The sequence below is a fragment of the Streptomyces sp. NPDC001231 genome (genome assembly GCF_042896885.1).
In the GTDB taxonomy this organism is placed as follows: Bacteria; Actinomycetota; Actinomycetes; order Streptomycetales; family Streptomycetaceae; genus Streptomyces.
This window is the reverse complement of the sequence record NZ_JBIAXS010000006.1, coordinates 49,161-74,067: the sequence shown is the minus strand read 5'-3', so window position 1 is coordinate 74,067 and position 24,907 is coordinate 49,161. Positions and strand designations below refer to the sequence as shown.

Below are 24,907 nucleotides of genomic sequence, written 5' to 3'. Positions count from 1 at the left end.
GTCCTCCGGTCATCCCGCGACCAGCCGGTCCTCGGCCTCCGGTGGGAACAGACCCAGCCGGTGGGCCAGAGCCGCCGCCTCTCCGCGACCCGAAACACCCATCTTGGCCAGGATGTTCGAGACATGGACGCTGGCCGTCTTCGGCGAGATGAAGAGTTCCTCGGCTATCTGGCGGTTGGTGCGGCCGGCCGAGACCAGCCGCAGGACATCGCGTTCCCGGCTGGTCAGGCCCAGGGACTCGACGGGGTCGGCGGAAGCGGAGGGCTGCTGCGGGGCGCCGGTCAGGGCGAGGCGGGCCCGGCGGGCCAGCAGGGCGACGGAGTCGGCGAGCGGGCGGGCGCGCAGGTGCTCGGCGACGGCGTGCGCCAGGCGCAGCAGCTCGGTGGCCCGGTCCCGCTGGCCCTCGTCGGTGCCGACCAGGGCCTCGGCGAGGCGGAAGCGGACGCGGGCGAGGTCGTAGGGGCGTTCCAGCGTCTCGAACGCGGCGACGATCTCGGCCCACTCCTCCGGGCAGCCGCGGCCCTCGGCGCGCAGCAGTTCGGCATGCACCCAGCGTTCGTACGCCTGCCAGACGGGCACGTTGGTGGCCAGCGTCTTGGCGGCACCGCGGATGCGTCGCAAGGTCTCGGCGCGTCCGGGGCCGGCGGCGGGCAGCCCTGCCGCGCGGGTCTCCTCCGTGGCGGCGGTGAGCAGCAGCGGCCAGCCGTAGCGCTGGGTGCCTGGTGGGAAGCCGTCGTCCAGGACGCGTTCGAGTTCGGCGCGCGCGTCCAGCAGGCGGCCCTCGCCCGCGGCGACCCCGAGCGCGATGCGGGCGAGCGGCAGCGAGTACTGGGGTGCGTAGTCATGGGGGCCGAAGTGCTCGCGGGCATTGGCCAGTTGCTCGGACGCTTCGGCGAGGTCGCCGCGTTCGAGGGCGAGTTCGGCGCGGATCCGGGCGTGGAAACCGCGCGGCTTGGCGCTCTGCTCGGCGCGCCGGAACTGGGACGCCGCCTCGGCGGCCTCCTCCCAGCGCCCCAGGGTGAACAGCGACTCGGCGAGGTTGCCCCACACCCACGCCTCGCTGTTCAGCAGGCCGAAGCGCCGGGTGAAGGCGATCCCTTCCTCCATGAGCGGCACGGCCTCGCGGGAGCGGCCGACGGACTCCAGTTCGGAGGGCAGGTTGACGTAGGAGCGACCGGCGACGGCGGCGATGCCGTCGTCGACGGTGCGTTTGTTGACCTCGTACATCTCGGCGAGGCCCGCCTCGACGTCGCCGGCCTGGACCATGAGGCTGCCGAGGGTGAGCCGCGCGGTCATCTCGATCTCGCAGGCGCCGACCATGCGCGCGTACTCCACTGCCCGTTCGGCGGCGGAGAAGGCGTCGGGACCCGGCACGTGCACCATGGACCAGTTGGCGACGTTGGCCAGCACCTCGGCGTGCACCTCGGACGGCGGCAGCCCGCGCACCAGCTCCTGCGCGGTGCCCAGTTCCCGCCAGCCGTCGCCGTGGGCCTTCGCCTGGACCAGCCAGGAGCGCTGGACCCAGAACCAGGCGGCCCGCAGAGGGTCGTTCTCGTCCTCCAGGAGACGCAGCGCCCGCTTGATGATTTTCATGGAGCGGTCCCGCTCCCCGCAGAAGCGGCCGGCCACGGCGGCCTCGGCCAGCAGGTCGAGGTAGGTCAGCGGGGTGGTCGCCGGGTCGCAGCCGCACGGGGAGTACGTCTCGGTGTAGTCGACGAGACGCAGCTGGGAGCGTACGTCCTGGGGCGCCGCGTCCCACAGTTCCATCGCCCGTTCCAGCAGCCTCAGTTGCTCGCTGTAGGCGTGCCGGGCGCGGGCCGCGACGGAGCCGTCGAGGACGGCGGGCAGGGCCTTGGCCGGGTCGTGGGCGTGGTACCAGTAGCTGGCCAGCCGCATGACGCGCTGGTCGGCGGGGACAAGGGTCGGGTCGGCCTCCAGAGCCTCGGCGTAGCGGCGGTTGAGGCGGGAGCGCTCGCCGGGCAGCAGGTCGTCGCTGACGGCCTCACGCACCAGGGAGTGCCGGAAGCGGTAGCCGTCGCCGGTGCGGGCGGCGATGAGGATGTTGGCGTTCACGGCACCCCGCAACGCCTCGATGAGGTCGTCCTCGGTGAGCCGGGCCACGGCCGCGAGCAGCCGGTGCTCGACGGTGGACCCGCCCTCGGCGGCGATCCTGGCGATCCGCTGGGCGGGCTCGGGCAACTTCTCGACCCTCACGAGCAGCAGGTCGCGCAGGGAGTCGCTGAGGCTGGTGCGGCAGCCCTCGTGAGCGGCGACGGCGAGTTCCTCGACGAAGAAGGCGTTGCCGTCGGAGCGTTCGAAGATCTCGTCGACCTGGACCGGGTCCGGTTCGGTGGCGAGGATGCCGGCGATCTGCCGGCCCGCCTCCTGCCGGGTGAAGCGGGCGAGTTCGAGGCGGTGGACCGTGCGCAGCCGGTCGAGTTCGGCGAGCAGCGGCCGTAGCGGGTGGCGGCGGTGGATGTCGTCGGACCGGTAGGTGGCCAGAACGACGAGGCGGCCGGTGCGCAGGGTGCGCAGGAGGTAGGCGAGCAGGTGCCGGGTGGAGGCGTCGGCCCAGTGCAGGTCTTCCAGGGCGACGACGACGGTGTGGTCGGCGGCGACGCGCTCCAGCAGGCCGGCGGTGAGTTCGAAGAGGCGGGCCATGCCCTCCTCGTCGTGCCGGCCGGTACCCCGCGAGGGGGCCGGCTCGCCGAGTTCGGGCAGCAGCCGGGCGAGTTCCTCCTCCTGCCCGGCGGCCGCCGCGGCGAGTTCGCCGGGCAGTTCGCGGCGCAGGGCGCGCAGGGCGGCGGAGAAGGGGGCGAACGGCAGTCCGTCGGCGCCGATCTCCACGCAGCCGCCGAGCGCCACGACGGCACCGGCGCGAACCGCGGCGCCGGTGAACTCCTCGATCAGGCGGGTCTTGCCGACGCCCGCCTCACCGCCGAGCAGCAGGGCCTGCGGCTCTCCCCGGGCCGCGCGGGCGAGCGCGTCGTGCAGAGTGCTCAACTCGTCGGCGCGGCCGACGAACACCGGACTGACGGACCTGGTCTCCACATGCCCGAGCATCGCACGAGGGTCCGGCAGGGCGGCACCCGTTTTCCCCACGGCAGACGAACGGAAGTGCGGGAGGCCCCGGCCCACCCCCGTGGGGCCGGGGCCGTCCCGGCCGCCGGGGTCGCGCCGGCCCGTGTTCACGCCGCGCGGGTGAACCGCCACCGGTGGGGGCCATGCGTATGGGGCTCCGCCTCGGCGGTTCGCCTGCCGGCCGAGCGACGGGCGGCACGGCGGGCGCGCAGGACCTCGCGGACCAGGCGGTCCTGCTCGGCGCGGCGGCCGAGTTCGGCGGAGCGCAGCTGGTGCAGTTCGTAGTGGAACATGTTCTCTCCCCGGTGAGCGGTGGTTTCGGCGTCGCTTTCCGCGATGCCTCCACTGTCGTCTCCCAGGGGGTACGGCCACATCGGGAGAGTTCCGCATCTTCCCCGTGCGGGGTGCCTTAGGCGCGTGTGCGGGAGCCGCGGGGCGGCCGTAAGGCACCGGTGGACGCGGGTAAGGCGGGTCCAGGGCCCGCCCGGAACCTCGCCCGACACGGGGACGGTGGCAGGGGGACGGTGGCGAGCCCGCCAGGCCGTCTCAACGACCGTCGCGCGCGCGTGCCTCACGCCACTCGGGGGCGAGCACCGCCCACACCTCCATGTCCTGGCGCACGCCCCGGTAGGGGAAGCTCTCGCGCAGGACGCCCTCGCGGGTCAGTCCCAGCCGTCGCGCCACGTTGATGCTCGCCTCGTTGGCGGAGGAGGCGTGCCACTCCACACGGTGCATGCCCCGCTCGTCGAACGCCCAGTCGATGAGCACCCGCGCCCCGCGTGTGACGAGTCCGCGCCCGGTGCCGGCCGGCTCCAGCCAGCAGCCGATCTCGCAGGTGCCGGTGGCCGTGTCGAAGACGCGGAACAGCAGTCCGCCGACCAGCTTGCCCTCCAGCCACAGCCCGTGCAGGAAGCCGCTGTCGGCGGCGTGCTTGTCGGCGTACGACTGGAGGACGGCTCGCGCGGAGTCCACGTCCGTGGCGTTCGCGCCGAACGGGATGTGCCGCGTGACGAACTCCCGTCCGCGCTCCAGGTGCGCGAGGAACTCCTCGGCGTGCCACGGCTCCAGGGGCCGCAGTTCGGCTCCCTCGTCACCCAGAGGTATCGCGTACATCCCGCTGCGTCTCCTTCGTCAGAGCGTCCACGACATCCGTGAGCCTCTCATGCGCCGCGCGGCACTCGGGCGGCTCGATGCTGATCCGGGGCAGCACGCGGTCGAGCCGGCGCGGCAGCCACCAGTTGGCGCGGCCGAGCATGTGCATCAGGGCGGGCACGAGCAGCGTGCGCAGCACGAAGGCGTCGAGGGCGACGGCGGCGGCGAGCGCGATGCCGAACATGGCGATCACGCGGTCGCCGCTGAGGACGAAGGCGAGGAAGACCGAGATCATGATCACCGCGGCGGAGTTGATCACCCGGCTGGTCTCGGCGAGCCCGACGCGGACCGCCCGCCGGTTGTCACCGGTCTCCAGCCATTCCTCGTACATCCGGCTGACCAGGAAGACCTGGTAGTCCATGGAGAGCCCGAAGAGCACCGAGACCATGATCACGGGCAGGAAGGGCTCGATCGGACCCTCCCGGCCGAGGCCGAGGAACTCGCTGCCCCAGCCCCACTGGAAGATCGTGACGACGACACCGAACGCGGCGGCGACGGCGGCGATGTTCATCGCGGCGGCCTTCAGCGGTATGCCGATGGACCGGAAGGCGAGCAGCAGCAGTACGCAGCCGAGGCCGACCACCACGCCGACGAACAGCGGCAGTCTGCCGATGATCACGCCGGCGAAGTCGTCGTATCCGGCCGTGACCCCGCCGACGTGCAGGTCGAGCGTGGTGCCGGTCTGGGCGCGCGGCAGCACGTCGGTGCGCAGCCGGTGGACGAGGTCGCTGGTGCGCTGGGACTGCGGCGCGGAGTCGGGGACCACGTTGAGGTAGGCCATGGTGCCGCCGGAGTTGTAGGTCACCGGGGTCACCGCGACGACGCCCTCGGTGGCGCGCAGGGTGGTGTCGAGGTTGTCCAGGGCGAGCCTGCCCTCGGCCCCGTCCACCCGGGTCACCAGGGTGAGCGGCCCGTTGACGCCCGGCCCGAAGCCCTCGGCGACGAGGTCGTACGCCTTCCGGGTGGTCGCCGTCCTGGGGTCGTTGCCCTGGTCGGAGGTGCCGAGGTGGAGGGAGAGCGTGGGCAGGGCCAGCACGGTGACGACCGCGAGGGCGACGAGGCCGAGCGCCTTGGGGTGGCGTTCGACGAAGGCCGACCAGCGGGCGGCGAACCCGGTGGGCACCTCGGGCTCGGGCCCGTATTCGGCCAGGCGGCGCCGTTCGCGGCGGCTCAGGGCGCGCGGGCCGATGAAGGACAGCAGCGCGGGCAGCAGGGTCACCGAGGCGGCGACGGTGAGGACGACGGTCAGCGAGGCGGCGACCGCCACGCCGTTGAGGAAGCCCAGCCGCAGGATGAGCATGCCGAGCAGAGCGATGCACACCGTGGCACCCGCGAAGACGACGGCTCGTCCGGTGGTGGCGACGGCGTTCGTGACCGCCTCGGTGGGGCCGAGTCCGCGTTTCAGTCCGCGCCGGTGCCGGGTGACGATGAACAGCGCGTAGTCGATGCCGACGCCGAGTCCGATCAGCATGCCCAGCATGGGCGCGAAGTCGGCGACCGTCATGGCGTGGCCGAGGAGTCCGATGGCGGCGTACGCGGTGCCCACGCTCAGCAGCGCGGTGGCGATGGGCAGCACGGCGGCGGCGAGCGAGCCGAAGGCGATGAGCAGCACCCCGGCGGCGACGAGCACGCCGACGATCTCGGCGGTGTGGTCGCCGGAGGCCGCGGTGAGGCTGATCGCGCTGCCGCCGAGTTCCACCTGGAGCCCGTCGGTCTCGGCCGCCTTGGCCGCTTCGACCACGGCCTCGGCCTGGGGCTTGGTGATGTCCTGGGAGGGGCGGGTGAAGGTGACCGTGGCGTACGCGGTGTGCCCGTCGGGGCTGATCTGGTCGGAGCCCTGGGCGCCCTGGTCCTTGTAGGGGCTGGTCACGGAGGCCACCTGGGGCAGGGCGGCGATCTTGTCCAGGGTGCGGGTCATGGTCTGCTCGACGTCCGGGGCGCGCACCGTGCCGGACGTGGTGTGCCAGACGACGGTGTCGCTGTCTCCGCCGAGTGCCGGGAAGCCCTCCCTGAGCAGCTGGGTGGCGCGTCCCGAGTCGGTGCCGGGGACCTCGTAGTCGTTGGAGTAGGCGGAGCCGGTGACCGAGGCGGCCGCGGTGACCCCACCGAAGGCAAGGAGCCAGAGCAGTACGACGACGAGGCGGTGCCGGACACACCAGCGCGCTAGGGCTGCCACGAACGTACTCCCAGGGGGGATTTGTGGATCTTTGACCGGGAAAAGTCGTCCATGATCGGAACAGCCCGCAAAGAACGCATGAGTAATCTGAAGACACTCTTGCAGGCGAATCTGATCGTTTAGCCGGTTCGTGGGCTGATTCACATCAGTGCGACTCAATTCACAGGACAATCAGATGAAGTCTGTCGCCCCTCCGGGTGTCCGCCGCGCGGTCAGTCGAGCTGGTCGCCGAGCGCCATCACCATCACCCCGGCGATCATCAGCCACAGTGCCCGCCGGGTGCGTCCCCGGGAGCCGATGAAGGTCGCCACGGCACAGACGGCGGCGCCGGCGGCGTAGGCGACCGGGACGAGCGCGGAGGCCGAGCGGGACAGCCGCAGCAGTGAGGCGGCGAGTCCGGCGAGCGTCAGCAGGGCCCCGGCCCCGGCCGCCGTCCACCGGGCGCGGCGTGCGACCTCCGCGGGGTCCTCCACCTCGTCCTCGGCGCCGTCCTCGCCCTCGGTGCCGTCCTTGCTCTTGGTGCCGTCGTCGCCCTCGGTGCCGTCGTCCTTCACGGCACCGTCCTCACCCACGTCGACGTCGCCCTCGGCGTGGTCCTCCGTCCCGGCCGCCTCGACGTCGTCGGCCCCGGATATCCCGGGGTGCGTTTCGGAATCGGCGCGTCCACTCATGGCGCGCGAGCGTAGCGCCTCCGTCCGACGGCACCGACGGGGGGTCGGACCGTCCCCCCGTACCGGCATGCCTCGGGGGGTGCACCGGATCCGGTGCACCCCCCGAGACGGTTCGCGGGCTCAGCCCTCGACGCCGAGCTTCTCCAGGATCAGCTCCTTGACGCGGGCCGCGTCGGCCTGGCCGCGGGTGGCCTTCATGACCGCGCCGACCAGAGCACCGGCCGCGGCCACCTTGCCACCACGGATCTTGTCCGCGACGGCCGGGTTCCCGGCGATGGCCTCGTCGACGGCGGCGGTCAGCGCGCCCTCGTCGGAGACGACCTTCAGGCCGCGCTTGTCGACGACCTCGTCCGGGGTGCCCTCGCCGGCGAGGACGCCCTCGATGACCTGGCGGGCCAGCTTGTCGTTCAGATCGCCCTTGGCGACCAGCTCGGTGACCCGGGCGACCTGCGCCGGCGTGATCGACAGCTCGTCCAGCGCCTTGCCGGACTCGTTGGCGGCACGCGCCAGCTCGCCCATCCACCACTTGCGGGCGGAGGCGGCGTCGGCACCGGCGTCGATGGTGGCGACGATGAGGTCCAGGGCACCGGCATTGAGGATGGCCTGCATCTCGGTGGCCGAGACGCCCCACTCCTCGCGGAGCCGGTTGCGGCGCACCAGCGGCAGCTCGGGCAGCGCGGCCCGGATCTCCTCGACCCACTCGCGCGAGGGCGCCACCGGAACCAGGTCCGGCTCGGGGAAGTACCGGTAGTCCTCGGCCTCCTCCTTGACGCGGCCGGAGGTCGTGGACCCCGTGTCCTCGTGGAAGTGACGGGTCTCCTGGATCACCGTGCCGCCGCCGTTCAGCACGGCGGCGTGGCGCTGGATCTCGAAACGGGCCGCGCGCTCCACGGACCGCAGCGAGTTGACGTTCTTCGTCTCGGAGCGGGTGCCGAACTTGTCGGCGTCCTTGGGCATCAGCGACAGGTTGACGTCGCAGCGCATCTGGCCCATCTCCATACGGGCCTCGGACACGCCGAGCGCCCGGATGAGCTCGCGCAGCTCACGGACGTAGGCCTTGGCCACCTCCGGAGCCCGCTCGCCGGCGCCGGTGATCGGCTTGGTGACGATCTCGATCAGCGGGATGCCGGCGCGGTTGTAGTCCAGCAGGGAGTGGGACGCGCCGTGGATGCGGCCGGTGGCGCCGCCGACGTGCGTCGACTTGCCGGTGTCCTCCTCCATGTGGGCGCGCTCGATCTCCACGCGGAAGGTCTCGCCGTCCTCCAGCTGCACGTCGAGGTAGCCGTTGAAGGCGATCGGCTCGTCGTACTGGGAGGTCTGGAAGTTCTTCGGCATGTCCGGATAGAAGTAGTTCTTCCGGGCGAAGCGGCACCACTCGGCGATCTCGCAGTGCAGCGCGAGGCCGATCCTGATGGCGGACTCCACGCCGGTCGCGTTGACGACCGGGAGCGCGCCGGGCAGGCCGAGGCAGGTCGGGCAGGTCTGTGTGTTCGGCTCGGCGCCGAGCGCGGTCGAACAGCCGCAGAACATCTTGGTGGCGGTGCCGAGTTCGACATGGACCTCGAGGCCCATGACGGGGTCGTACGACGCCAGCGCGTCCTCGTACGACACCAGGTCGGTCGTGGTGGTCACGGTGAAAACTTCCCTCTCAGCCCAGCAGGACGTCGTCGTCGCCCAGCCGCTTGAGCTCGCGGCAGAGGATGGCGAGGCCGGTGACGATCGCTACGGCGGACACGGTGGCGTCGATCAGGCGCAGCGTGTCGTGCTCGGCGCGGGCCTTCTTGATCTGCTTGGCGACACCCACCGCGCCGAACGCGGTGGTGGCCATGGACAGGTACGTACCGGACTTGGACTTCTTGAAGCCCTTGGCCTTGGCGAGTGCCTTACTCACAGCGACGGAGCCTCCTCGAGCAGCGGGTGCCCCCACTTTTCCACGAAGGCGGCCTCGACGGCGGCACCCACCTTGTACAGGCGGTCGTCCTTCATCACCGGGGCGATGATCTGCAGGCCCACCGGGAGGTTGTCCTCCGGGGCGAGACCGCAGGGCAGCGACATGGCCGCGTTGCCCGCCAGGTTGGTCGGGATGGTGCACAGGTCGGCGAGGTACATCGCCATCGGGTCGTCGGCGCGCTCGCCGATCGCGAAGGCGGTGGTCGGGGTCGTCGGGGAGACGATCACGTCGACCTGCTCGAACGCCTTGTCGAAGTCCCGCTTGATCAGGGTGCGGACCTTCTGGGCGCTGCCGTAGTACGCGTCGTAGTAGCCGGAGCTGAGCGCGTACGTGCCGAGCATGATCCGGCGCTTGACCTCGGCGCCGAAGCCCTCCTCACGGGTGAGGGAGGTGACGTCCTCGGCGGAGCGCGTGCCGTCGTCGCCGGTGCGCAGGCCGTAGCGCAGGCCGTCGAAGCGGGCCAGGTTGGACGAGCACTCGGACGGCGCGATCAGGTAGTACGCCGACAGGGCCAGGTCGAAGGACGGGCAGTCCAGCTCGACGATCTCGGCGCCCAGCTCCTTGAGCAGCTCGACGGACTCGTCGAACCGCTGGATGACGCCGGCCTGGTAGCCCTCGCCGCGGAACTGCTTGACGACGCCGACGCGCATACCCGCGACGCTGCCGGTGCGGGCGGCCTCGACGACCGGCGGGACCGGCTCGTCGATGGAGGTGGAGTCGAGCGGGTCGTGTCCGGCGATCACCTCGTGCAGCAGGGCCGCGTCCAGGACCGTACGGGCGCAGGGGCCGCCCTGGTCGAGGGAGGAGGAGAAGGCGACCATGCCGTAGCGGGAGACCGCGCCGTACGTCGGCTTGACGCCGACCGTGCCGGTGACGGCGGCCGGCTGGCGGATGGAGCCGCCGGTGTCGGTTCCGATGGCGAGCGGGGCCTGGTAGGAGGCGAGCGCGGCGCTCGACCCGCCGCCGGAGCCGCCGGGGATCCTGGTGAGGTCCCAGGGGTTGCCGGTGGGCCCGTAGGCGCTGTTCTCGGTGGAGGACCCCATGGCGAACTCGTCCATGTTGGTCTTGCCGAGGATCACCACGTCGGCGTCCTTCAGACGCTTGGTGAGCGTCGCGTCGTACGGCGGGATCCAGCCTTCGAGGATCTTCGAACCGACGGTCGTGGGGATGCCCTCGGTGGTGAAGATGTCCTTGAGCGCGAGCGGCACGCCGGCCAGCGGGCCGAGCTTCTCGCCGCGTGCCCGCTTCTCGTCGACGGCGCGGGCCTGGGCGAGCGCGCCCTCACGGTCGACGTGCAGGAAGGCGTGCACCTTCTCGTCGACGGCCTCGATCCGGGCCAGGTGGGCCTCGGCGACCTCGACGGCCGTCAGCTCGCCGGAGGCGATCTTCTCGGCGGTCTCGGCGGCGGTGAGCCTGATGATGCTGTTCATGTCCGTCATGGCTGTCACTCCTCACCCAGGATCTGCGGCACCTTGAAACGCTGCTGCTCCTGGGCCGGGGCGCCGGAGAGCGCCTGCTCGGAGGTGAGCGACGGACGGACCTCGTCCGCGCGCATGACGTTGGTCAGCGGCAGCGGGTGGGAGGTCGGCGGTACGTCTTGGTCGGCGACCTCGCTGACGCGGGCCACCGCGCCGATGATGTCGTCGAGCTGTCCCGCGAGGTGGTCGAGTTCCTCGGGCTTCAGCTCCAGACGCGCCAGCCGGGCGAGGTGGGCGACCTCCTCGCGCGTGATGCCAGGCATGCAGCGATCCTCTGGGGTGAGTGTGTGTGCTTTGGCCCAATCCTATGGGGCGGGGCGGGGTGGCCGTGAAACGGTTTGCCGGACCCCGCCCCACGGGGGCCGGCGTTCAGCGGCGCGCGTCCCAGGCCCGACTGCTCAGGAAGTGGTTGTCGTACAGGTCCTGCACCTCCAGCAGGCTCTCCGGGGTGACCTCGCCCAGGCGGATGCGCTGGAGGTGGCGGAAGTACGCGAAGCGCTCGACGCCCGGGGTGATGACGATGAGGAGGTCGGCCCCGCGGCCGGGGGCGGCGGCAAACGCATGCGGCCGGCCCGGCGGGACGATGACCAGGTCACCGCGCTCGGCGGTGACCACGTCGTCGCCGGAGAGCAGCTCCGCGGTCCCGTCCAGGACGAAGAACATCTCGGCGGAGTTGTCGTGCCGGTGCGGCCGGGCGCCGTCGGCGCCCTCGGCCAGGGTGACGCGCACGGTGGACAGCGCGCCGCCGGTCGCGCTGCTGTCGGCCAGCAGCTTCACACCGACGGGGACCCCGCCGACCACCTCGGCCCGAGCGTCACGGACCAGCACGGTTTCGTCGAACTTCGGCACGAACAGCGACATGATGCGACTCCCCCGGTCGGATGCCGGATGTGCTCAGAGTGCGAAGAGCAGTGCGGCACTGAGCAGCACAACGAGCGCGGTGGCGAAATGGATCCCGAAGGCCACGGCCTTCGTGCCGCCGTTGCGCAGCACTATCAGGGTGTCGCCGAGCGGCACGAGCGCCACGGCGACCATGAACCACGCCTCGGCACGGGCTCCGGCGAAGGCCAGCAGGGCGAGGCCCAGCAGCCCGAAGGTGCCGTCCCGGACGCCCTTGACCGACAGATAGGCGCGGGCGTCGCCGCGCGGGTCGGCCGGGACGCCGTAGCCGGCCGCGGACGGGCCGGGCCGGAACAGGAAGCGGTAACCGAGGAACACACAGAACAGATCGAGCAGGACGGCCAGGGTGTACGCGGTGACGGTCATGCCTCTCTCCCCTCTTTGCTAGCAACGCTAGGACTGAGAGTGAGGCTAGAAGAACGTCGGCAGAAGTTCTAGCGCTGCTAGAATCGGGATCATGTCGATCCAGACGCGCCGGGAGCGCGAACGAGCGGAGCGCCGGCGGCTGATCGTGACGGCCGCACGGGAGCTGGCGGAGGCCGAGGGCTGGGACGCGGTGACCACCCGCCGGCTGGCCGCCGAGATCGAGTACAGCCAGCCGGTCCTCTACAGCCACTTCAAGGGCAAGGGCGCGATCATGGCGGCGGTCGCCGTCCAGGGTTTCGCGGAGCTGGGCGCCGAGATGCGCACGGCCCGCGAGGCGGCCGGGGGCACGCGCGAGGCGCTGGCTGCGGTGGGCGAGGCGTACACCGCCTTCGCACAGCGGCGCCCCGCGCTCTACGACGCGATGTTCACGCACACGGTCGACCTGCCGTTCGCCACGCCCGAGGCCCCGGCGGCCCTGTGGGAGGCGTTCGGCGAACTGCTGCGGGCGGTGGAGCCCATCGCGGCACAGGGCGACGACCCTGGCCTGCTGACGGAGACGTACTGGGCCGGGCTGCACGGCCTGGTGACCCTGATGCGCAGCGGCCGGCTGCCGAAGCATGCCCACGAGCGCCGACTCGCGTTGCTGATCGGTCACTTCGTGCCGCACGGCACGGGCTGAACAGGGCGGGCCCGGCCCGCTCTCAGGACTGGCGGACGGGCGGAATGGTCACTCGTCGGCCGCCGCCGCGGGCAGTGCGGCGGCAGGGCGCTGCCAGCCGCGTGATCCGCGCGCCCGCAGCCACGCCGTCGTCTCCTCCGGCGGCATCGCGGCCGCGACGAGCCAGCCCTGTACGGCGTCGCAGCCGAGGTCCCGCAGCCGTTCCCAGGTCTCGTCGTCCTCGACGCCCTCCGCGACGACCAGCAGTCCGAGGGAGTGCGCGAGGTCGACGGTGCAGCGCACGATCTCGGCGTCCTCCGTGTCGACCGCCAGCCGGGCCACGAACGAGCGGTCGATCTTCAGCTCGCTCACCGGCAGCCGGCGCAGGTGCACCAGCGAGGAGTAGCCGGTGCCGAAGTCGTCCAGGGACATCTTCACGCCGTGCCCGGTCAGCGCGTGCAGGGTGTCGGCGGCCCGCTGCGGGTCCTCCAGCAGGACGTGCTCGGTGATCTCCAATTGGAGCGCTCCCGCCGGCACGCCGTGCCGGGCCAGCCGGGCGGCCACCGAACCGGCGAACCCGGGGATGTGCACATCGCGCGGGGAGACGTTGACCGCGACCGGGACGTACAGGCCCTGGGCCCGCCACCGGGCGACCTGCGCGAGCGCGGTCTCCAGCACGTACTCCGTCAGATGGGGCATCAGCCCCGAGGACTCGGCGATCGCTATGAACTCGTCCGGCGGCACCTTGCCGCGCTCGGGGTGCACCCAGCGGACCAGCGCCTCCAGGCCCGCGACCTGTCCGTCGAAACGGACCTTCGGCTGGTAGTGCAGCTGGACCTCGTGGGCGTCGAGGGCCCGGCGCAGGTCGCCCAGCAGCCCCAGCCGGTCGGGGGTGTTGGAGTCCCGCTTGGACTCGTAGACCTCCACGCCCGTGCGGTCCCGCTTGGCCTGGTACATCGCCACGTCCGCCCGGCGCAGCATGCCTTCGGCGTCCAGGGCGTGGTCGGGGAAGACGGCGACTCCGGCGCTGGCCTCCAGGACCAGGGTGAGCCCGTCGAGGTCGAGCGGGGAGCTGAGGACGGTGACCAGGGCGCGCGCGATACGGGTCGCGGACGTCGTGGAGTCGGCGACCGGCAGCAGCACGGCGAACTCGTCACCGCCGAGCCGCGCCGCCTCCGCCCCGCGCGGCAGCGCCTGCCGCAGCCGGTCGGCGATCTGCAACAGCAGCCGGTCCCCGGCGAGGTGACCGAGTGTGTCGTTGACCGAACGGAACCGGTCCAGGTCGATCAGCATCAGCGCGGACCGGGCGCCGATGCGTTCGGCGTCGTCCAGGGCGGTCCAGATGCGCTCCAGGAGCCACTGCCGGTTGGGCAGTCCGGTCAGCGGGTCGCGCAGCTGCTCCTCGGCCCGGGCACGCGCTATCCACAGGCTGGAGTCGAGGGCGATCAGCGGAACGGCGAACAGCGGCAGCAGCACGGGCTTGGCCACGGCGACGACGCAGACCAGCGGGGAGATGCCCAGCAGGGCGACGGCGACCAGTCCCTGTCTGATCACGGCGGTGCGGGCGACGGTGGGCACTCCGCCGTTGCGGGAGTTGTGCACGAACCACAGCAGGGCGCGGGTGACCAGGAGGTAGGCGCCGGCGACCAGCACCACCTGGGGCAGAGTGGAGGCGGTCCAACCGCTCGGGCTCCAGGGGCTCTCCACGGTCGGTACGCGACCGAAGGCGCCCAGCATCAGGCCGCCGGCGCCGATGCCGAGGATGTCCACCGACCCGTGCAGCACGCCCTGCCGCCAGTGGTGGCGCCGGGCTATGCCGACCAGGACGACGACGGTGAGGCTGACCATCCCGGCGGGCACCCAGCCGTAGAGCAGCAGCACGGCGACGGTGAGGGTGGCGCCCGAGCCCGTGCCGCCCCACCACCGGGCCCGGCCGAGCATGACCAGGTGACCGACGATGACGCCGGTGAGCAGGGCAAGGGCCCAGCCGACCGTGCCGGACGGGAAGAGCGCGTGGTGGTCGGTGAACGCCTGGTACACGCCGGCGCTCAGCGCGGACCCGGCCGCCGCGACGATCGCCACGGGCAACGCGGAGCGGACCCGGTGCCGTTCGGGTTCGTCGCCGGGCAGCCCGGAGAAACGTTCGACGGCCGTATGTGCGGAGGCGCGGGCGCGGGCGACGGTGTACTGTCCGGCGGCAATGCGTCCGGCGCGCTCCATGGCGCCCGGACGCTCCGGCGTCCGCCCCCGTCTCCCCCGCCATGCGCCGGCCATCCGGCACAGCCGTGAGTGCGGGGCGGCGCTCTCGGTCGGTTCCATTCCCGTCCCTCTCACAGCCGGCGGTGCCCACGCCACGCGGCCCGATGCCCCACTACCCCTGGACGGCACCGCGCTGGAAAACCCTTCCACGTACTCCTGACGAGCACGGGGATGCCCCGACCGCGGTTGGGCACGGCGGGCGCACAGCTCAACAGTAGGCCGCAGAAGGCTTCCACGGGCAGCGGTCGTCGACGGTTGCCCGAATGCGCCCCGGCCACCCGTATGCATCTGGTATGCGCCGAACGGGTGGAGTTCAACCGCTACTCGCCGGTCGGAAGCGCGACTTCGGCCGCCGCGTCCGGCCCGCGCCCCAGAAGGACGACGAAACCGTCCTCGTTCAGCACGGGCACCTTCAGTTGCATCGCCTTGTCGTACTTCGAACCGGGGTTGTCACCCACGACCACGAAGGAGGTCTTCTTCGACACCGAGCCGGTCACCTTCGCCCCCCGGCTCTGCAGCGCCTCCTTGGCGCCGTCGCGGGTGAACTGTTCGAGGGTTCCGGTCACCACGACCGTCAATCCCTCGAGCGGGCGCGGGCCTTCGTCCTCGCCGGAGCTCTCCTCCTCCATACGGACGCCGGCCTCCCGCCACTTGCGCAGGATCTCCTGGTGCCACTCCTCGGCGAACCACTCCTTGAGCGAGGCGGCGATGATCGGGCCCACGCCCTCCGTGTTCGCCAACTCCTCCTCACCGGCCTGCTCGATACGGTCGATGGAGCGGAACTCCCGGGCCAGCGCCTGGGCCGCGACCGGTCCGACGTGACGGATCGACAGGCCGGTGAGCACGCGCGCGAGCGGGCGCTCCTTGGCGGCCCGGATGTTCTCCAGCATCGCGAGCGCGTTCTTCTTCGGCTCACCCTGCTGGTTGGCGAAGACCGTGACGACCTTCTCCTCGCCGGTCTTCGGATCGCGCTTGGGCAGACCGCTGTCCTGGTCGAGGACGTAGGCCTTGATGGGGAGCAGCTGCTCCACCGTCAGATCGAACAGGTCACCCTCGTCCTTCAGTGGCGGCTCCGCGGGCTCCAGCGGCTTGGTGAGGGCGGCCGCGGCGACGTAGCCGAAGTGCTCGATGTCCAGCGCCTTGCGGCCCGCGAGGTAGAACAGGCGCTCGCGCAACTGGGCCGGGCACGCCCGCGCGTTGGGGCAGCGCAGATCGACATCGCCCTCTTTCATCGGCCTGAGCGGCGTACCGCACTCGGGGCACTCGGAGGGCATCACGAACTCGCGCTCGGTGCCGTCGCGCAGATCGACGACCGGCCCGAGGATCTCCGGGATGACGTCACCGGCCTTGCGCAGCACGACCGTGTCGCCGATGAGCACGCCCTTGGCCTTGACCACGTCCTGGTTGTGCAGGGTGGCGAACTCGACCTCGGAACCGGCCACCGTGACCGGCTCGACCTGCGCGTACGGCGTGACCCGGCCGGTCCGGCCCACGCCCACCCGGATGTTGACGAGCTTGGTGTTGACCTCCTCCGGCGCGTACTTGTACGCGATCGCCCAGCGCGGGGCACGGGAGGTCGAGCCCAGGCGGCCCTGGAGCGGGATCTCGTCGAGCTTGACGACGACGCCGTCGATCTCGTGCTCCACGGAGTGGCGGTTCTCGCCGTAGTGGGCGATGAACGCGCGGACGCCTTCGAGGTCGTCGACGACCCTGTTGTGCCGGGAGGTGGGCAGGCCCCAGGACCTCAGCAGTTCGTAGGCCTCGGAGAGGCGGGTGAGGCCCTCGTACCCCTCCAGGGCGCCGATGCCGTGGACCACCATGTGCAGCGGCAGCGTCGCGGTGACCTTGGGATCCTTCTGGCGCAGCGAACCGGAGGCGGAGTTGCGAGGGTTGGCGTACGGCTTCTCGCCGGCCGCGACCCGGCGGGCGTTGAGGTCCTGGAAGGCCTCCATGGGGAAGTAGACCTCCCCGCGGATCTCCACCAGGCTCGGGACGCGGTCGCCGTCCAGCCGGTGCGGGATCTCGGCGATCGTCATGACGTTGGGCGTGATGTCCTCGCCGACGCGTCCGTCGCCTCGGGTGGCCGCGCGGGTGAGCCTGCCGTCCTCGTAGGTCAGGTTGACCGCGAGGCCGTCGACCTTGAGCTCGCACAGGAAGTGGTGACCGGTGGTGCCGACGTCCTTCGCGACGCGGTCCGCCCAGGCGGCGAGCCCCTCGTCGTCGAAGACGTTGTCGAGGGAGAGCATCCGCTGGCGGTGCTCGACCTCGGCGAGACCGGTCTCGTACGCCACGGCGACCTTCTGGGTCGGCGAGTCGGGCGTGCGCAGCTCCGGGTACTCCTCCTCCAGCGCCTCCAGCGAGCGCAGGAGCTCGTCGAACTCGGCGTCGCTGATGACGGGAGCGTCCTTGACGTAGTACCGGAAGCGGTGCTCCTCGACCTGCTCCGCGAGCCGCGCGTGCTTCTCCCGTGCCTCGACGGGCACCGCTGTTTCCGCTTGCTGCTTGTCGCCGGCCACCGTGTTGTCCTCCCGTTACTCTGGGTTGTCCGCGAGCGATCTCGCCGCCCGGACGCAGTGGGCGAGCGCCTGGCGGGCGTACGCGGGGGAAGCGCCCGCGAGTCCGCACGCCGGGGTGACCGTGACCGCCTCGGCGAGAAGCTCCGGCCGCAGCCCCAGCCTGCGCCACATCGTCCTGACACCCATGACGCTACCGGCAGGGTCTGACAACGGGCCGTCCGTGCCGGGGACGACACCGGCGAAGAGGCGGGTGCCCGCCTCGACCGCCACTCCGATCGCCTCGTCGTCACGCTCGGTGAGAAGCGAGACGTCGAGGGAGACCGCCGCGGCGCCCGCGCGGCGCAGCAGGGCGAGCGGGACGTCCGGAGCGCACGAGTGGACCACGACAGGCCCCTGGTCGTGCGCCCCGAGGACGTCCCGGAGCGTGGCCTCCACGATCTGCCGGTCGACGGCGCGGTGGGTCCGGTAGCCGCTGGCGGTCCGCACCTGCCCGCGCAGGACGGCGGTCAGGGACGGCTCGTCGAGCTGGAGGACGAGCCCGGCGCCGGGAACGCGCCGGTGCACCTCCGCGAGATGGAGCCGCAGCCCCTCGGCGAGCGAGGCGGCCAGGTCCCGGCACGCGCCGGGATCGGACAGGACCGCCTCGCCGTTCTTGAGCTCCAGGGCGGCGGCGAGGGTCCACGGCCCCACCGCCTGTACCTTCAGCGCGCCCTCGTACCCCTGGGTGAACTCCTCCAGGGCGTCGAGGTCCTCCCCGAGCCAGGACCGGGCCCGCCTGGTGTCCCGGCCCGGGCGGTCCCCGAGCCGCCAGCCGCTGGGCTCCACGCGCGCGTACAGCTCGACGAGCATCCCCGCGGTGCGCCCGATCATGTCGGCACCGGGGCCGCGTGCGGGCAGCTCGGGCAGGAAGGGGAAGTCCTCGAAGGTGCCCGTGACGGTCTTGGCGGCCTCCCGGGCGTCCCCACCGGGCATGGACCCGACGCCGGTGGCGGCACCGAACCTGAACTGGCTGTTCTCGCTCACCCGGGAAGACTACGCAACCCCGCGGGGACAGGACCGCCTCAGGGGGCGGCAGCCTTCGGGGACCGCCCCCGGCCGTCCGTCACAGGCCCGGGCGGACCGTCAGGTCGTTGACCTCCGCGTCGCGCGGCAGGTCGAGCGCCATGACGATGGTCGTGGCGACGGAGTCGGGGGCGATCCACTTCCCGGGGTCGTACTCCTTGCCCTCCTGCTGGTGCACCTTGGCCTGCATACGGCTGGCGGTGCGGCCCGGGTAGACCGAGGTGACCCGGACGCCGTTGGCGTGCTCCTCGTGGCGCAGCGAGTCCGCCAGCGCCTTCAGGCCGTGCTTGGAGGCGGCGTACGCGGACCAGTCGGCGTGGGCGCTCAGGCCCGCGCCCGAGTTGACGAACACCACGTGGCCGCGCGAGGCGCGCAGTTGGGGCAGGAAGTGGCGGGTCAGTTCGGCGGGGGCGATCAGGTTGACGTCGAGCTGGTGGCGCCAGGTCTTCGGGGTGAGCTCGCCGACCGGGCCGAGGTCGACCACGCCCGCGATGTGGAGCAGGGAGTCCACCTGGTCGGGCAGCGTCTGGTGCGAGAACGCCCAGCTCAGCCGGTCGGGGTCGGCGAGGTCGCCGACGAGCGTCCGGGCGCCGGGGAACGCGGCGGCCAGTTCCTTGGCCCGCCCGGCGTCGCGCGCGTGCAGCACGAGCTCGTCCCCGCGCGCGTGCAGGCGGCGGGCGACGGCCGCGCCGATGCCGGAGCCGGCCCCGGTGATCACATGAGTAGCCATGCCCGCCATGCTCGCACCACCGGCTCAGCTGCCGTCGAGCGCCTCGTCCAGATACGCCATCGCGCCCGCGGGCTCCTCGGCGAAGAACACCAGCTCGGCCAGCGGCCGGGGCAGGAACCCGTCCTCCTCCATGCGGCGGAACTGCTGCTCGAGACCGTCGTAGAAGCCGTCGGTGTTCAGCAGCACCACCGGCTTGCCGGTCCGGCCGTGCTTCTTCAGCTCCAGGATCTCGGTGGCCTCGTCGAGCGTCCCGGTGCCGCCCACCATGATCACGACCGCGTCGGCCTTCTCCAGGAGCAGCTTCTTGCGCTCGGCGAGGTCCCGGGCGATCACCATCTCGTCCGCGCCGGGCCGCGCCTTCGCCGACAGGAAGTCGACCGACACGCCGACGAGCCGGCCGCCCGCCTCCTGCACACCGTCCGCGACCACCTTCATCAGCCCGGTGTCGGATCCGCCCCAGACCAGGCTGTGCCCGCCCTTGCCGATCAGCCGGGCGAAGTCCCGCGCGGGGCGGGTGTAGCGGTCGTCGAGGTCGGCGGCGGAGAGGAAGACGCAGATGTTCATGCGCCCACGGTACGCGGCGGGGCAACCGGCCCCGTGGACGGGAAGAAGCGGGGGCCGGCGGGTGCTGTACCGGTATGACCCAAGGACACACGATCACGATCGACAAGAGCGACGAGCACGTGCGTGTGGTGCGCGGCGGCCAGGTGCTCGCGGAGAGCGACCGCGCACTGGTACTGCGCGAGACGGGGTGCCCCCCGCGCTACTACCTGCCGCCCGAGGACGTGCGCCTCGACCTCCTGACGGCGTCCGACACGCACACGTACTGCCCCTTCAAGGGCACGGCGTCCTACTGGTCCCTGCCTGACGCGGCGGACCTGGTGTGGGCCTACCCCGCCCCGAAGCAGGACGTCGCCGAGATCAAGGACCATCTGTGCTTCTACGAAGTGGAAGTGTTGTGACCCGATGAGGCCGCCGCGGCGTGGCAGTCTTCACTGGCATGACTGGCATGGACAAGAAGACCGTCTCGCGTGACGGCACACCCCTCGTCTACCGCGGTACCGGACAGGGCCCGGTGGTCGTCCTCGTCAGCGGTGCGATGTCGACGGGTGCCACGCTGGCGCCGCTGGCGGCGGCGTTGCCGGACCGCTTCGACGCCGTCGTCTACGACCGCCGGGGCCGCGGCGGAAGCGGGGACACGGCGCCCTACGCGGTGGAACGCGAGGTCGAGGACCTGGCCGCACTGATCGACGCGGTGGGCGGCGAGGCGGCGCTGTACGGCGTCTCCTCCGGCGGCGCGCTGGCCCTCAGGGCGGCGGCGGGCGGACTGCCGGTCCGTCAGGTCGCCGTGTACGAGCCGCCGTTCGCCGTGTACGAGGGCGGCGAGCAGGAGCGCGCCGAGTACACCGGCAAGCTGACCGCGGCGCTCGCCGAGGACCGGCGCGGGGACGCGGTGGAGCTGTTCCTGCTCCTGACCGGGCTGGCCCCGCAGATGATCGCCAGCGCCCGCCAGTCCCCCATGTGGGCGGGCATGGAGGCGATCGCGCCCACGCTCGCCCACGACGACGCGGTGATGGGGGACGGACTGGTCCCCCGCGACCTGCTGGCCTCGGTGACCGTGCCGGTCCTGGCCGTGGCCGGCAGCGCGAGCCCGGCCTGGCTGCGCGAGGCGGCCAGGGCGGTCGCGGAGGCCGCGCCCCGGGGCACGTACCGGGTCCTGGAGGGCCAGACCCACGCGGTGGAACCGGAGGCACTGGCACCGGTGCTGGCGGAGTTCTTCGCGTCCTGAACAGGACGCTTCCTGAACTGCACAGGACGTTGCCAGAGGTCCTCACGCCCGCCGTCCTCCCGAGCCGTCGCGGCCGTGCGGTGTTCTCGCACCGGACAGCCGGGCGCCGGCCAGGACGGCCGTGTCCCCGGTCGCGGCCGGCCTCCGCGTCCGCGCGGCCCGGCCCGCTCACGGTCCCGGCGCGGTCCCCCGCCGGCGGCGCGATGGGCCGGGGCCGGAAATGCGCCGGGCCCCGTCTTTGTTGGCGCCCACCGAGACGGCGGCCCGCCCGACGGGTGCCGCCCCGCGACCGGAAGGGATGTCCCAACCATGCCCAGCACCACTCCCGACATCACCGAAGCCGCTTCCGCTCCGGATGCTCCCCGCCCCTGGACCGTGGCCGTGCTCGGCCCCGGCGGCGTCGGCGGGCTGCTCGCCGCGCTGCTGTCCCGGGCGGGTCACCGAGTGATCTGCCTGGCCGGGGACGCGACGGCGCGGTCCCTGCGCGAGGGCGGGGTACGGGTGCACAGCGGTCAGTTCGGGGACTTCACCGCCAAGGTCGAGGCGGACACCGAGCTGCGGGAACCGGTCGACCTGTGCGTGGTGGCCGTCAAGCACACCAGCCTGGACGCCGCGCTGGACCGGGTCCCGCCGGCCATGCTCGGCGCGGACGCCCTCGTCCTGCCGCTCCTCAACGGCGTCGAGCACCCCGAGACCCTGCGCCGCCGCTACGGCGACGACCGGGTGGCCGCGGGCGTCATCCGCGTCGAGTCGACCCGCGTCGCGCCCGGTGTCATCGAGCACGGCAGCCCGTTCACCGAGATCGATCTGGCCGGGACGACCGCGCGCCCGCTCAGCGACCTGGCCGCCGTGCTGGAGTCCGCCGGGGTGCGGACCCGCGTGGCCGAGTCCGAGACCGCCGTCCTCTGGGCGAAGCTGGCCTTCCTCGCCCCCTTCGCCCTCCTCACCACCCGCTACGACGCCCCCATCGGCACGGTCCGCACCGGCCACCGCGAAGAGCTGGTCGCCCTCGTCGACGAGATCACCGCCGTCGGCCGCGCCACCGGGGCGCCGCTCGACGCGGACCGGACCCTGGCGATGTACGACGCGTTTCCGGCCGGGATGAAGTCCTCGATGCAGCGCGACGCCGAGGCGGGCCGCGCCCTGGAGCTCGACGCGATCGGCGGTGCCGTGCTGCGCGCCGCCGAGCGGCACGGCGTTCCGGCGCCGACGGCGGCCCGGCTGGTGTCCGAACTGGCACCCCTGTGACCGACTCAACATCTTTCAGGGGGAGTTGGCGACTCTAGACTCCCCGTGCGGGAGCGGCGAACGACCGCGCCCGCACGGGGAGCAGCCATGCGCTACGCCGATCAGCCCGGCACGGACCGCGAGGTGCACATCGCGGCGGAACCCTCGCGGGTCTGGGAAGTCGTCACCGACGTCGAGGCCATGGCCGGGTTCAGCCCCGAGCTGGTGCGCGTGGAGTGGCAGGGCGGTGCCGACCGGCCGGCGCCGGGAGCCCGTTACCTCGGGCACAACCAGAATCCGTTCGTGGGCGAGTGGCGGACCCTCTCCCACATCACGGAGGCCGCCCCGGAGCGCACCCTCACCTGGTGCGTGCTGGACCCGGACGGACGGTACGGCAAGGCCTCCGAGGACCCGGCGGACCGGATGGCCACCTGGTCCTTCGCGCTCTCCCCGGCGCCGGAGGGGGGCACCGTGCTGCGCCAGTCGGTCACGGTCGGCCCCGGCCGCTCCGGCCTGAGCGCGTACATCGACCGTGCCCCCGACCAGGAGGAGGCGATCATCGCCTACCGCCTCGACGAACTCGGCAAGGGCATGGACGCCACCCTGACCGGCATCAAGGAGACGGCGGAACGCCGGTCCTAGCCGGGCGACCGGCGCCGCCCGCACCGTCGGCGGTCCGTGCGTCAGACCGCCGTGGTCGGCTCCTTCGCCCGGACCGTCGCGGCGATGGTCGCCGAGCCCACCACGCGCGTCCCGTCGTACAGCACGACCGCCTGGCCGGGGGCCACGCCGCGGACCGGCTCGGTGAAGGTCACCCGGAGTTCGTCGCCGACGAGTTCGGCGGTCACCTCGGTCTCGCCGCCGTGGGCGCGCAGTTGGGCGGTGTAGGTGCCGGGGCCGGACGGGGCCGTGCCGCACCAGCGGGGCTTGATCGCGGTGAGGCCGGTGACGTCCAGGGCGGAGGCCGGGCCGACCGTCACCGTGTTGGTCACCGGGGAGATGTCCAGGACGTAGCGCGGCTTGCCGTCGGGTGCCGGGGTGCCGATGCGCAGGCCCTTGCGCTGGCCGATGGTGAAGCCGTACGCGCCCTCGTGGCTGCCGACGACCGCTCCCGACTCGTCGACGATGTCGCCCTCGGCCTTGCCCAGGCGGCGGGCCAGGAAGCCCTGGGTGTCGCCGTCGGCGATGAAGCAGATGTCGTGCGAGTCGGGCTTCTTGGCGACGGCCAGGCCCCGGCGCTCGGCCTCCGCGCGGATCTCGTCCTTGGTGGTGAGCGTGTCCCCGAGCGGGAACATGGCGTGTGCGAGCTGCTTGTCGTCGAGGACGCCTAGGACGTACGACTGGTCCTTGGCCATGTCGGAGGCGCGGTGCAGCTCGCGGGTGCCGTCCTCGTTCACGATCACCTTGGCGTAGTGGCCGGTGCAGACCGCGTCGAAGCCGAGGGCGAGCGCCTTGTCCAGCAGCGCGGCGAACTTGATCTTCTCGTTGCAGCGCAGGCACGGGTTCGGGGTGCGGCCGGCCTCGTACTCGGCGACGAAGTCCTCCACGACGTCCTCGCGGAAGCGCTCGGCGAGGTCCCACACGTAGAAGGGGATGCCGATGACGTCCGCGGCACGGCGGGCGTCGCGCGAGTCCTCGATGGTGCAGCAGCCCCGCGCGCCCGTACGGAAGGACTGCGGGTTCGCGGAGAGCGCGAGGTGGACGCCGGTGACGTCGTGGCCGGCTTCCGCGGCGCGCGCGGCGGCGACGGCGGAGTCGACCCCGCCCGACATGGCGGCGAGGACGCGGAGGGGGCGGGAGCGCTGCGGGGTGTCAGTCATAGCCCTTCCAGGGTACGGGGCGCGGGAACCGGGGCCGCCCGACGTGCGTTGAAGATCGCATGGGGGCGAAGAAGACGAACGCGACGGGCGCGACGGATGCGCGGGGGCGGCGGCTGGGACGGCGGGCCCTGCTGATCGGCGGGGCCGCGGTGGTGGTGGGCGGGGCCGCGCTGGAGCGCAGTGGGCTGGCCCGGCTGTGGTGGCGGCTGCCCGGCGCGCAGAAGCCGCGGGTGGCGGGCGCGGTCGACTTCGTGGACGCGCGGTGGGTGGCGGCCTCCCCGGCGAACTACCGGCCGGCGGACCGCCCGGACGACTACCGGATAGACCGGGTCGTCATCCACGTCACGCAGGGCAGCTACGCGAGCGCGGTGAAGGTCTTCCAGGACCCGGGGCACGGGGCCGCCGCGCACTACATCGTCGGCGCGGACGGGCATGTCACGCAGATGATCCGGGAGCTGGACGTGGCCTTCCACGCGGGCAACCGGACGTACAACGAGCGGAGCGTCGGCATCGAGCACGAGGGCTTCGTCGACGACGCCTCGTCGTTCACCGACGCGATGTACGCCGCCTCGGCGCGGCTGACGGCCGGGATCTGCGACCGCTACGGCATATCGGTCGACCGGGAGCACATCATCGGCCACGTGGAGGTTCCGGGCGCCGACCACACGGACCCGGGCCCCCACTGGGACTGGGACCGCTACATACGCCTGGTCCGCGCAGCCCGGACCTCCCGGGCCTGAACCACCGCACCTGCCCGCCGCACGGACCCGAAGCACGGGCCCCGCCCCGCCGCACGGACCCGAACCGCTGGGGCCCGGTCATCGCACGGCCCCGAAGCACAAGGGTTCGCCCGGCCGCACGGACCCGTAGCTCTGGGCCCGCCCACCGCACCAACGCGAAGTGCCGGGCCCGGCCCGCCGCCCGAAGAACCGGGACTCGCCCCGCCGCAGGGACCGGCACCACTGGGGCCCGCCCCGCCGCACCGACCGCAGCCGCTGGGGACAACCCGCCGCACGAACCCGAAGCACTGGGCTTCGGCCCGCCGCACCGACCCCGAACCACTGGACCGCT

General features: G+C 72.4%; 23 protein-coding genes. 6 read left to right on the top strand and 17 right to left on the bottom strand.

Going from position 1 to position 24,907, the window contains the following annotated elements; all coding sequences use genetic code 11:
- Nucleotides 1-9: 9 nt before the first annotated feature.
- From ACFY3J_RS09445 to ACFY3J_RS09395, 11 genes are all read right to left on the bottom strand, one after another.
- Nucleotides 10-3,063, bottom strand: coding sequence for an AAA family ATPase (locus ACFY3J_RS09445; RefSeq protein WP_390840655.1), 3,054 nt, complete (start codon nucleotides 3,061-3,063; stop codon nucleotides 10-12).
- Nucleotides 3,064-3,188: 125 nt separating this feature from the next.
- Nucleotides 3,189-3,374 carry a hypothetical protein gene (locus ACFY3J_RS09440; RefSeq protein WP_384182381.1) on the bottom strand — a complete coding sequence of 62 codons (186 nt, stop codon included), beginning with the start codon at nucleotides 3,372-3,374 and terminating at the stop codon, nucleotides 3,189-3,191.
- Nucleotides 3,375-3,627: 253 nt separating this feature from the next.
- Nucleotides 3,628-4,194 (bottom strand): GNAT family N-acetyltransferase, encoded by a 567-nt coding sequence (locus ACFY3J_RS09435; protein WP_384182377.1) that lies wholly within the window; start codon nucleotides 4,192-4,194, stop codon nucleotides 3,628-3,630.
- On the bottom strand, nucleotides 4,172-6,409 hold the full coding sequence (locus ACFY3J_RS09430; RefSeq protein WP_384182374.1) for an MMPL family transporter: 2,238 nt from the start codon (nucleotides 6,407-6,409) through the stop codon (nucleotides 4,172-4,174). Before ACFY3J_RS09430 ends, ACFY3J_RS09435 begins: the two co-directional genes overlap by 23 nt.
- 212 nt (nucleotides 6,410-6,621) lie before the next feature.
- The gene (locus tag ACFY3J_RS09425) at nucleotides 6,622-7,080 is read right to left on the bottom strand and encodes a hypothetical protein (protein WP_384182371.1); all 459 of its coding nucleotides are present in this window, start codon (nucleotides 7,078-7,080) and stop codon (nucleotides 6,622-6,624) included.
- Between the two features lie 120 nt (nucleotides 7,081-7,200).
- On the bottom strand, nucleotides 7,201-8,712 hold the full coding sequence (gatB, locus tag ACFY3J_RS09420; RefSeq protein ID WP_384182368.1) for an Asp-tRNA(Asn)/Glu-tRNA(Gln) amidotransferase subunit GatB: 1,512 nt from the start codon (nucleotides 8,710-8,712) through the stop codon (nucleotides 7,201-7,203).
- Nucleotides 8,713-8,728: 16 nt separating this feature from the next.
- Entirely contained in the window at nucleotides 8,729-8,971 is a 243-nt protein-coding gene (locus tag ACFY3J_RS09415; protein WP_225079584.1) for a hypothetical protein, read from the bottom strand.
- Nucleotides 8,968-10,470, bottom strand: a complete 1,503-nt coding sequence (gene gatA, locus ACFY3J_RS09410; RefSeq protein WP_390840654.1) for an Asp-tRNA(Asn)/Glu-tRNA(Gln) amidotransferase subunit GatA — start codon at nucleotides 10,468-10,470, stop codon at nucleotides 8,968-8,970. The genes ACFY3J_RS09415 and gatA overlap by 4 nt, the downstream gene beginning before the upstream one ends.
- Before the next feature lie 5 nt (nucleotides 10,471-10,475).
- Nucleotides 10,476-10,772 (bottom strand): Asp-tRNA(Asn)/Glu-tRNA(Gln) amidotransferase subunit GatC, encoded by a 297-nt coding sequence (gatC, locus tag ACFY3J_RS09405; RefSeq protein WP_100572135.1) that lies wholly within the window; start codon nucleotides 10,770-10,772, stop codon nucleotides 10,476-10,478.
- Nucleotides 10,773-10,878: 106 nt separating this feature from the next.
- Nucleotides 10,879-11,370: a cupin domain-containing protein gene (locus ACFY3J_RS09400; protein ID WP_390840653.1), complete on the bottom strand. Its 492-nt coding sequence runs from the start codon at nucleotides 11,368-11,370 to the stop codon at nucleotides 10,879-10,881.
- A 33-nt stretch (nucleotides 11,371-11,403) separates the two neighbouring features.
- Nucleotides 11,404-11,775, bottom strand: coding sequence for a DUF4267 domain-containing protein (locus ACFY3J_RS09395; protein WP_384182360.1), 372 nt, complete (start codon nucleotides 11,773-11,775; stop codon nucleotides 11,404-11,406).
- A gap of 91 nt (nucleotides 11,776-11,866) precedes the next feature.
- On the opposite strand from ACFY3J_RS09395, the gene ACFY3J_RS09390 reads away from it, so the two are divergent.
- The gene (locus ACFY3J_RS09390) at nucleotides 11,867-12,454 is read left to right on the top strand and encodes a TetR/AcrR family transcriptional regulator (RefSeq protein WP_384182357.1); all 588 of its coding nucleotides are present in this window, start codon (nucleotides 11,867-11,869) and stop codon (nucleotides 12,452-12,454) included.
- A gap of 48 nt (nucleotides 12,455-12,502) precedes the next feature.
- Here ACFY3J_RS09390 and ACFY3J_RS09385 read toward each other — a convergent pair whose 3' ends face one another.
- The 5 genes from ACFY3J_RS09385 to ACFY3J_RS09365 form a co-directional block, all read right to left on the bottom strand.
- Nucleotides 12,503-14,752 (bottom strand): putative bifunctional diguanylate cyclase/phosphodiesterase, encoded by a 2,250-nt coding sequence (locus ACFY3J_RS09385; RefSeq protein WP_390840652.1) that lies wholly within the window; start codon nucleotides 14,750-14,752, stop codon nucleotides 12,503-12,505.
- 260 nt (nucleotides 14,753-15,012) lie between these two features.
- The gene (ligA, locus tag ACFY3J_RS09380) at nucleotides 15,013-17,208 is read right to left on the bottom strand and encodes an NAD-dependent DNA ligase LigA (protein WP_390840651.1); all 2,196 of its coding nucleotides are present in this window, start codon (nucleotides 17,206-17,208) and stop codon (nucleotides 15,013-15,015) included.
- Between the two features lie 15 nt (nucleotides 17,209-17,223).
- Complete coding sequence (locus tag ACFY3J_RS09375; RefSeq protein ID WP_384182348.1) at nucleotides 17,224-18,231, bottom strand: methionine synthase; 1,008 nt, start codon at nucleotides 18,229-18,231, stop codon at nucleotides 17,224-17,226.
- Nucleotides 18,232-18,310: 79 nt separating this feature from the next.
- The gene (locus tag ACFY3J_RS09370) at nucleotides 18,311-19,009 is read right to left on the bottom strand and encodes an SDR family oxidoreductase (RefSeq protein ID WP_384182346.1); all 699 of its coding nucleotides are present in this window, start codon (nucleotides 19,007-19,009) and stop codon (nucleotides 18,311-18,313) included.
- 15 nt (nucleotides 19,010-19,024) lie between these two features.
- Complete coding sequence (locus ACFY3J_RS09365; RefSeq protein ID WP_384182344.1) at nucleotides 19,025-19,564, bottom strand: TIGR00730 family Rossman fold protein; 540 nt, start codon at nucleotides 19,562-19,564, stop codon at nucleotides 19,025-19,027.
- 74 nt (nucleotides 19,565-19,638) lie between these two features.
- On the opposite strand from ACFY3J_RS09365, the gene ACFY3J_RS09360 reads away from it, so the two are divergent.
- The 4 genes from ACFY3J_RS09360 to ACFY3J_RS09345 all read left to right on the top strand — a co-directional run bounded on the left by ACFY3J_RS09360 (nucleotide 19,639) and on the right by ACFY3J_RS09345 (nucleotide 22,658).
- Nucleotides 19,639-19,962 (top strand): DUF427 domain-containing protein, encoded by a 324-nt coding sequence (locus tag ACFY3J_RS09360; protein ID WP_384182341.1) that lies wholly within the window; start codon nucleotides 19,639-19,641, stop codon nucleotides 19,960-19,962.
- A 47-nt stretch (nucleotides 19,963-20,009) separates the two neighbouring features.
- On the top strand, nucleotides 20,010-20,789 hold the full coding sequence (locus ACFY3J_RS09355; RefSeq protein WP_384182338.1) for an alpha/beta fold hydrolase: 780 nt from the start codon (nucleotides 20,010-20,012) through the stop codon (nucleotides 20,787-20,789).
- Nucleotides 20,790-21,098: 309 nt separating this feature from the next.
- Complete coding sequence (locus tag ACFY3J_RS09350) at nucleotides 21,099-22,037, top strand: ketopantoate reductase family protein (RefSeq protein WP_390840650.1); 939 nt, start codon at nucleotides 21,099-21,101, stop codon at nucleotides 22,035-22,037.
- A gap of 87 nt (nucleotides 22,038-22,124) precedes the next feature.
- On the top strand, nucleotides 22,125-22,658 hold the full coding sequence (locus ACFY3J_RS09345; protein WP_384182333.1) for an SRPBCC family protein: 534 nt from the start codon (nucleotides 22,125-22,127) through the stop codon (nucleotides 22,656-22,658).
- Nucleotides 22,659-22,699: 41 nt separating this feature from the next.
- On the opposite strand, the gene mnmA is transcribed toward ACFY3J_RS09345, so the two are convergent.
- Nucleotides 22,700-23,836: a tRNA 2-thiouridine(34) synthase MnmA gene (gene mnmA, locus ACFY3J_RS09340; RefSeq protein ID WP_390840649.1), complete on the bottom strand. Its 1,137-nt coding sequence runs from the start codon at nucleotides 23,834-23,836 to the stop codon at nucleotides 22,700-22,702.
- Nucleotides 23,837-23,895: 59 nt separating this feature from the next.
- Here mnmA and ACFY3J_RS09335 point away from each other — a divergent pair, with 59 nt between their 5' ends.
- A complete protein-coding gene (locus ACFY3J_RS09335) occupies nucleotides 23,896-24,576 on the top strand; it encodes an N-acetylmuramoyl-L-alanine amidase (RefSeq protein WP_384182327.1) in 681 nt (226 codons plus the stop codon).
- The last annotated feature ends 331 nt before the right edge of the window (nucleotides 24,577-24,907 follow it).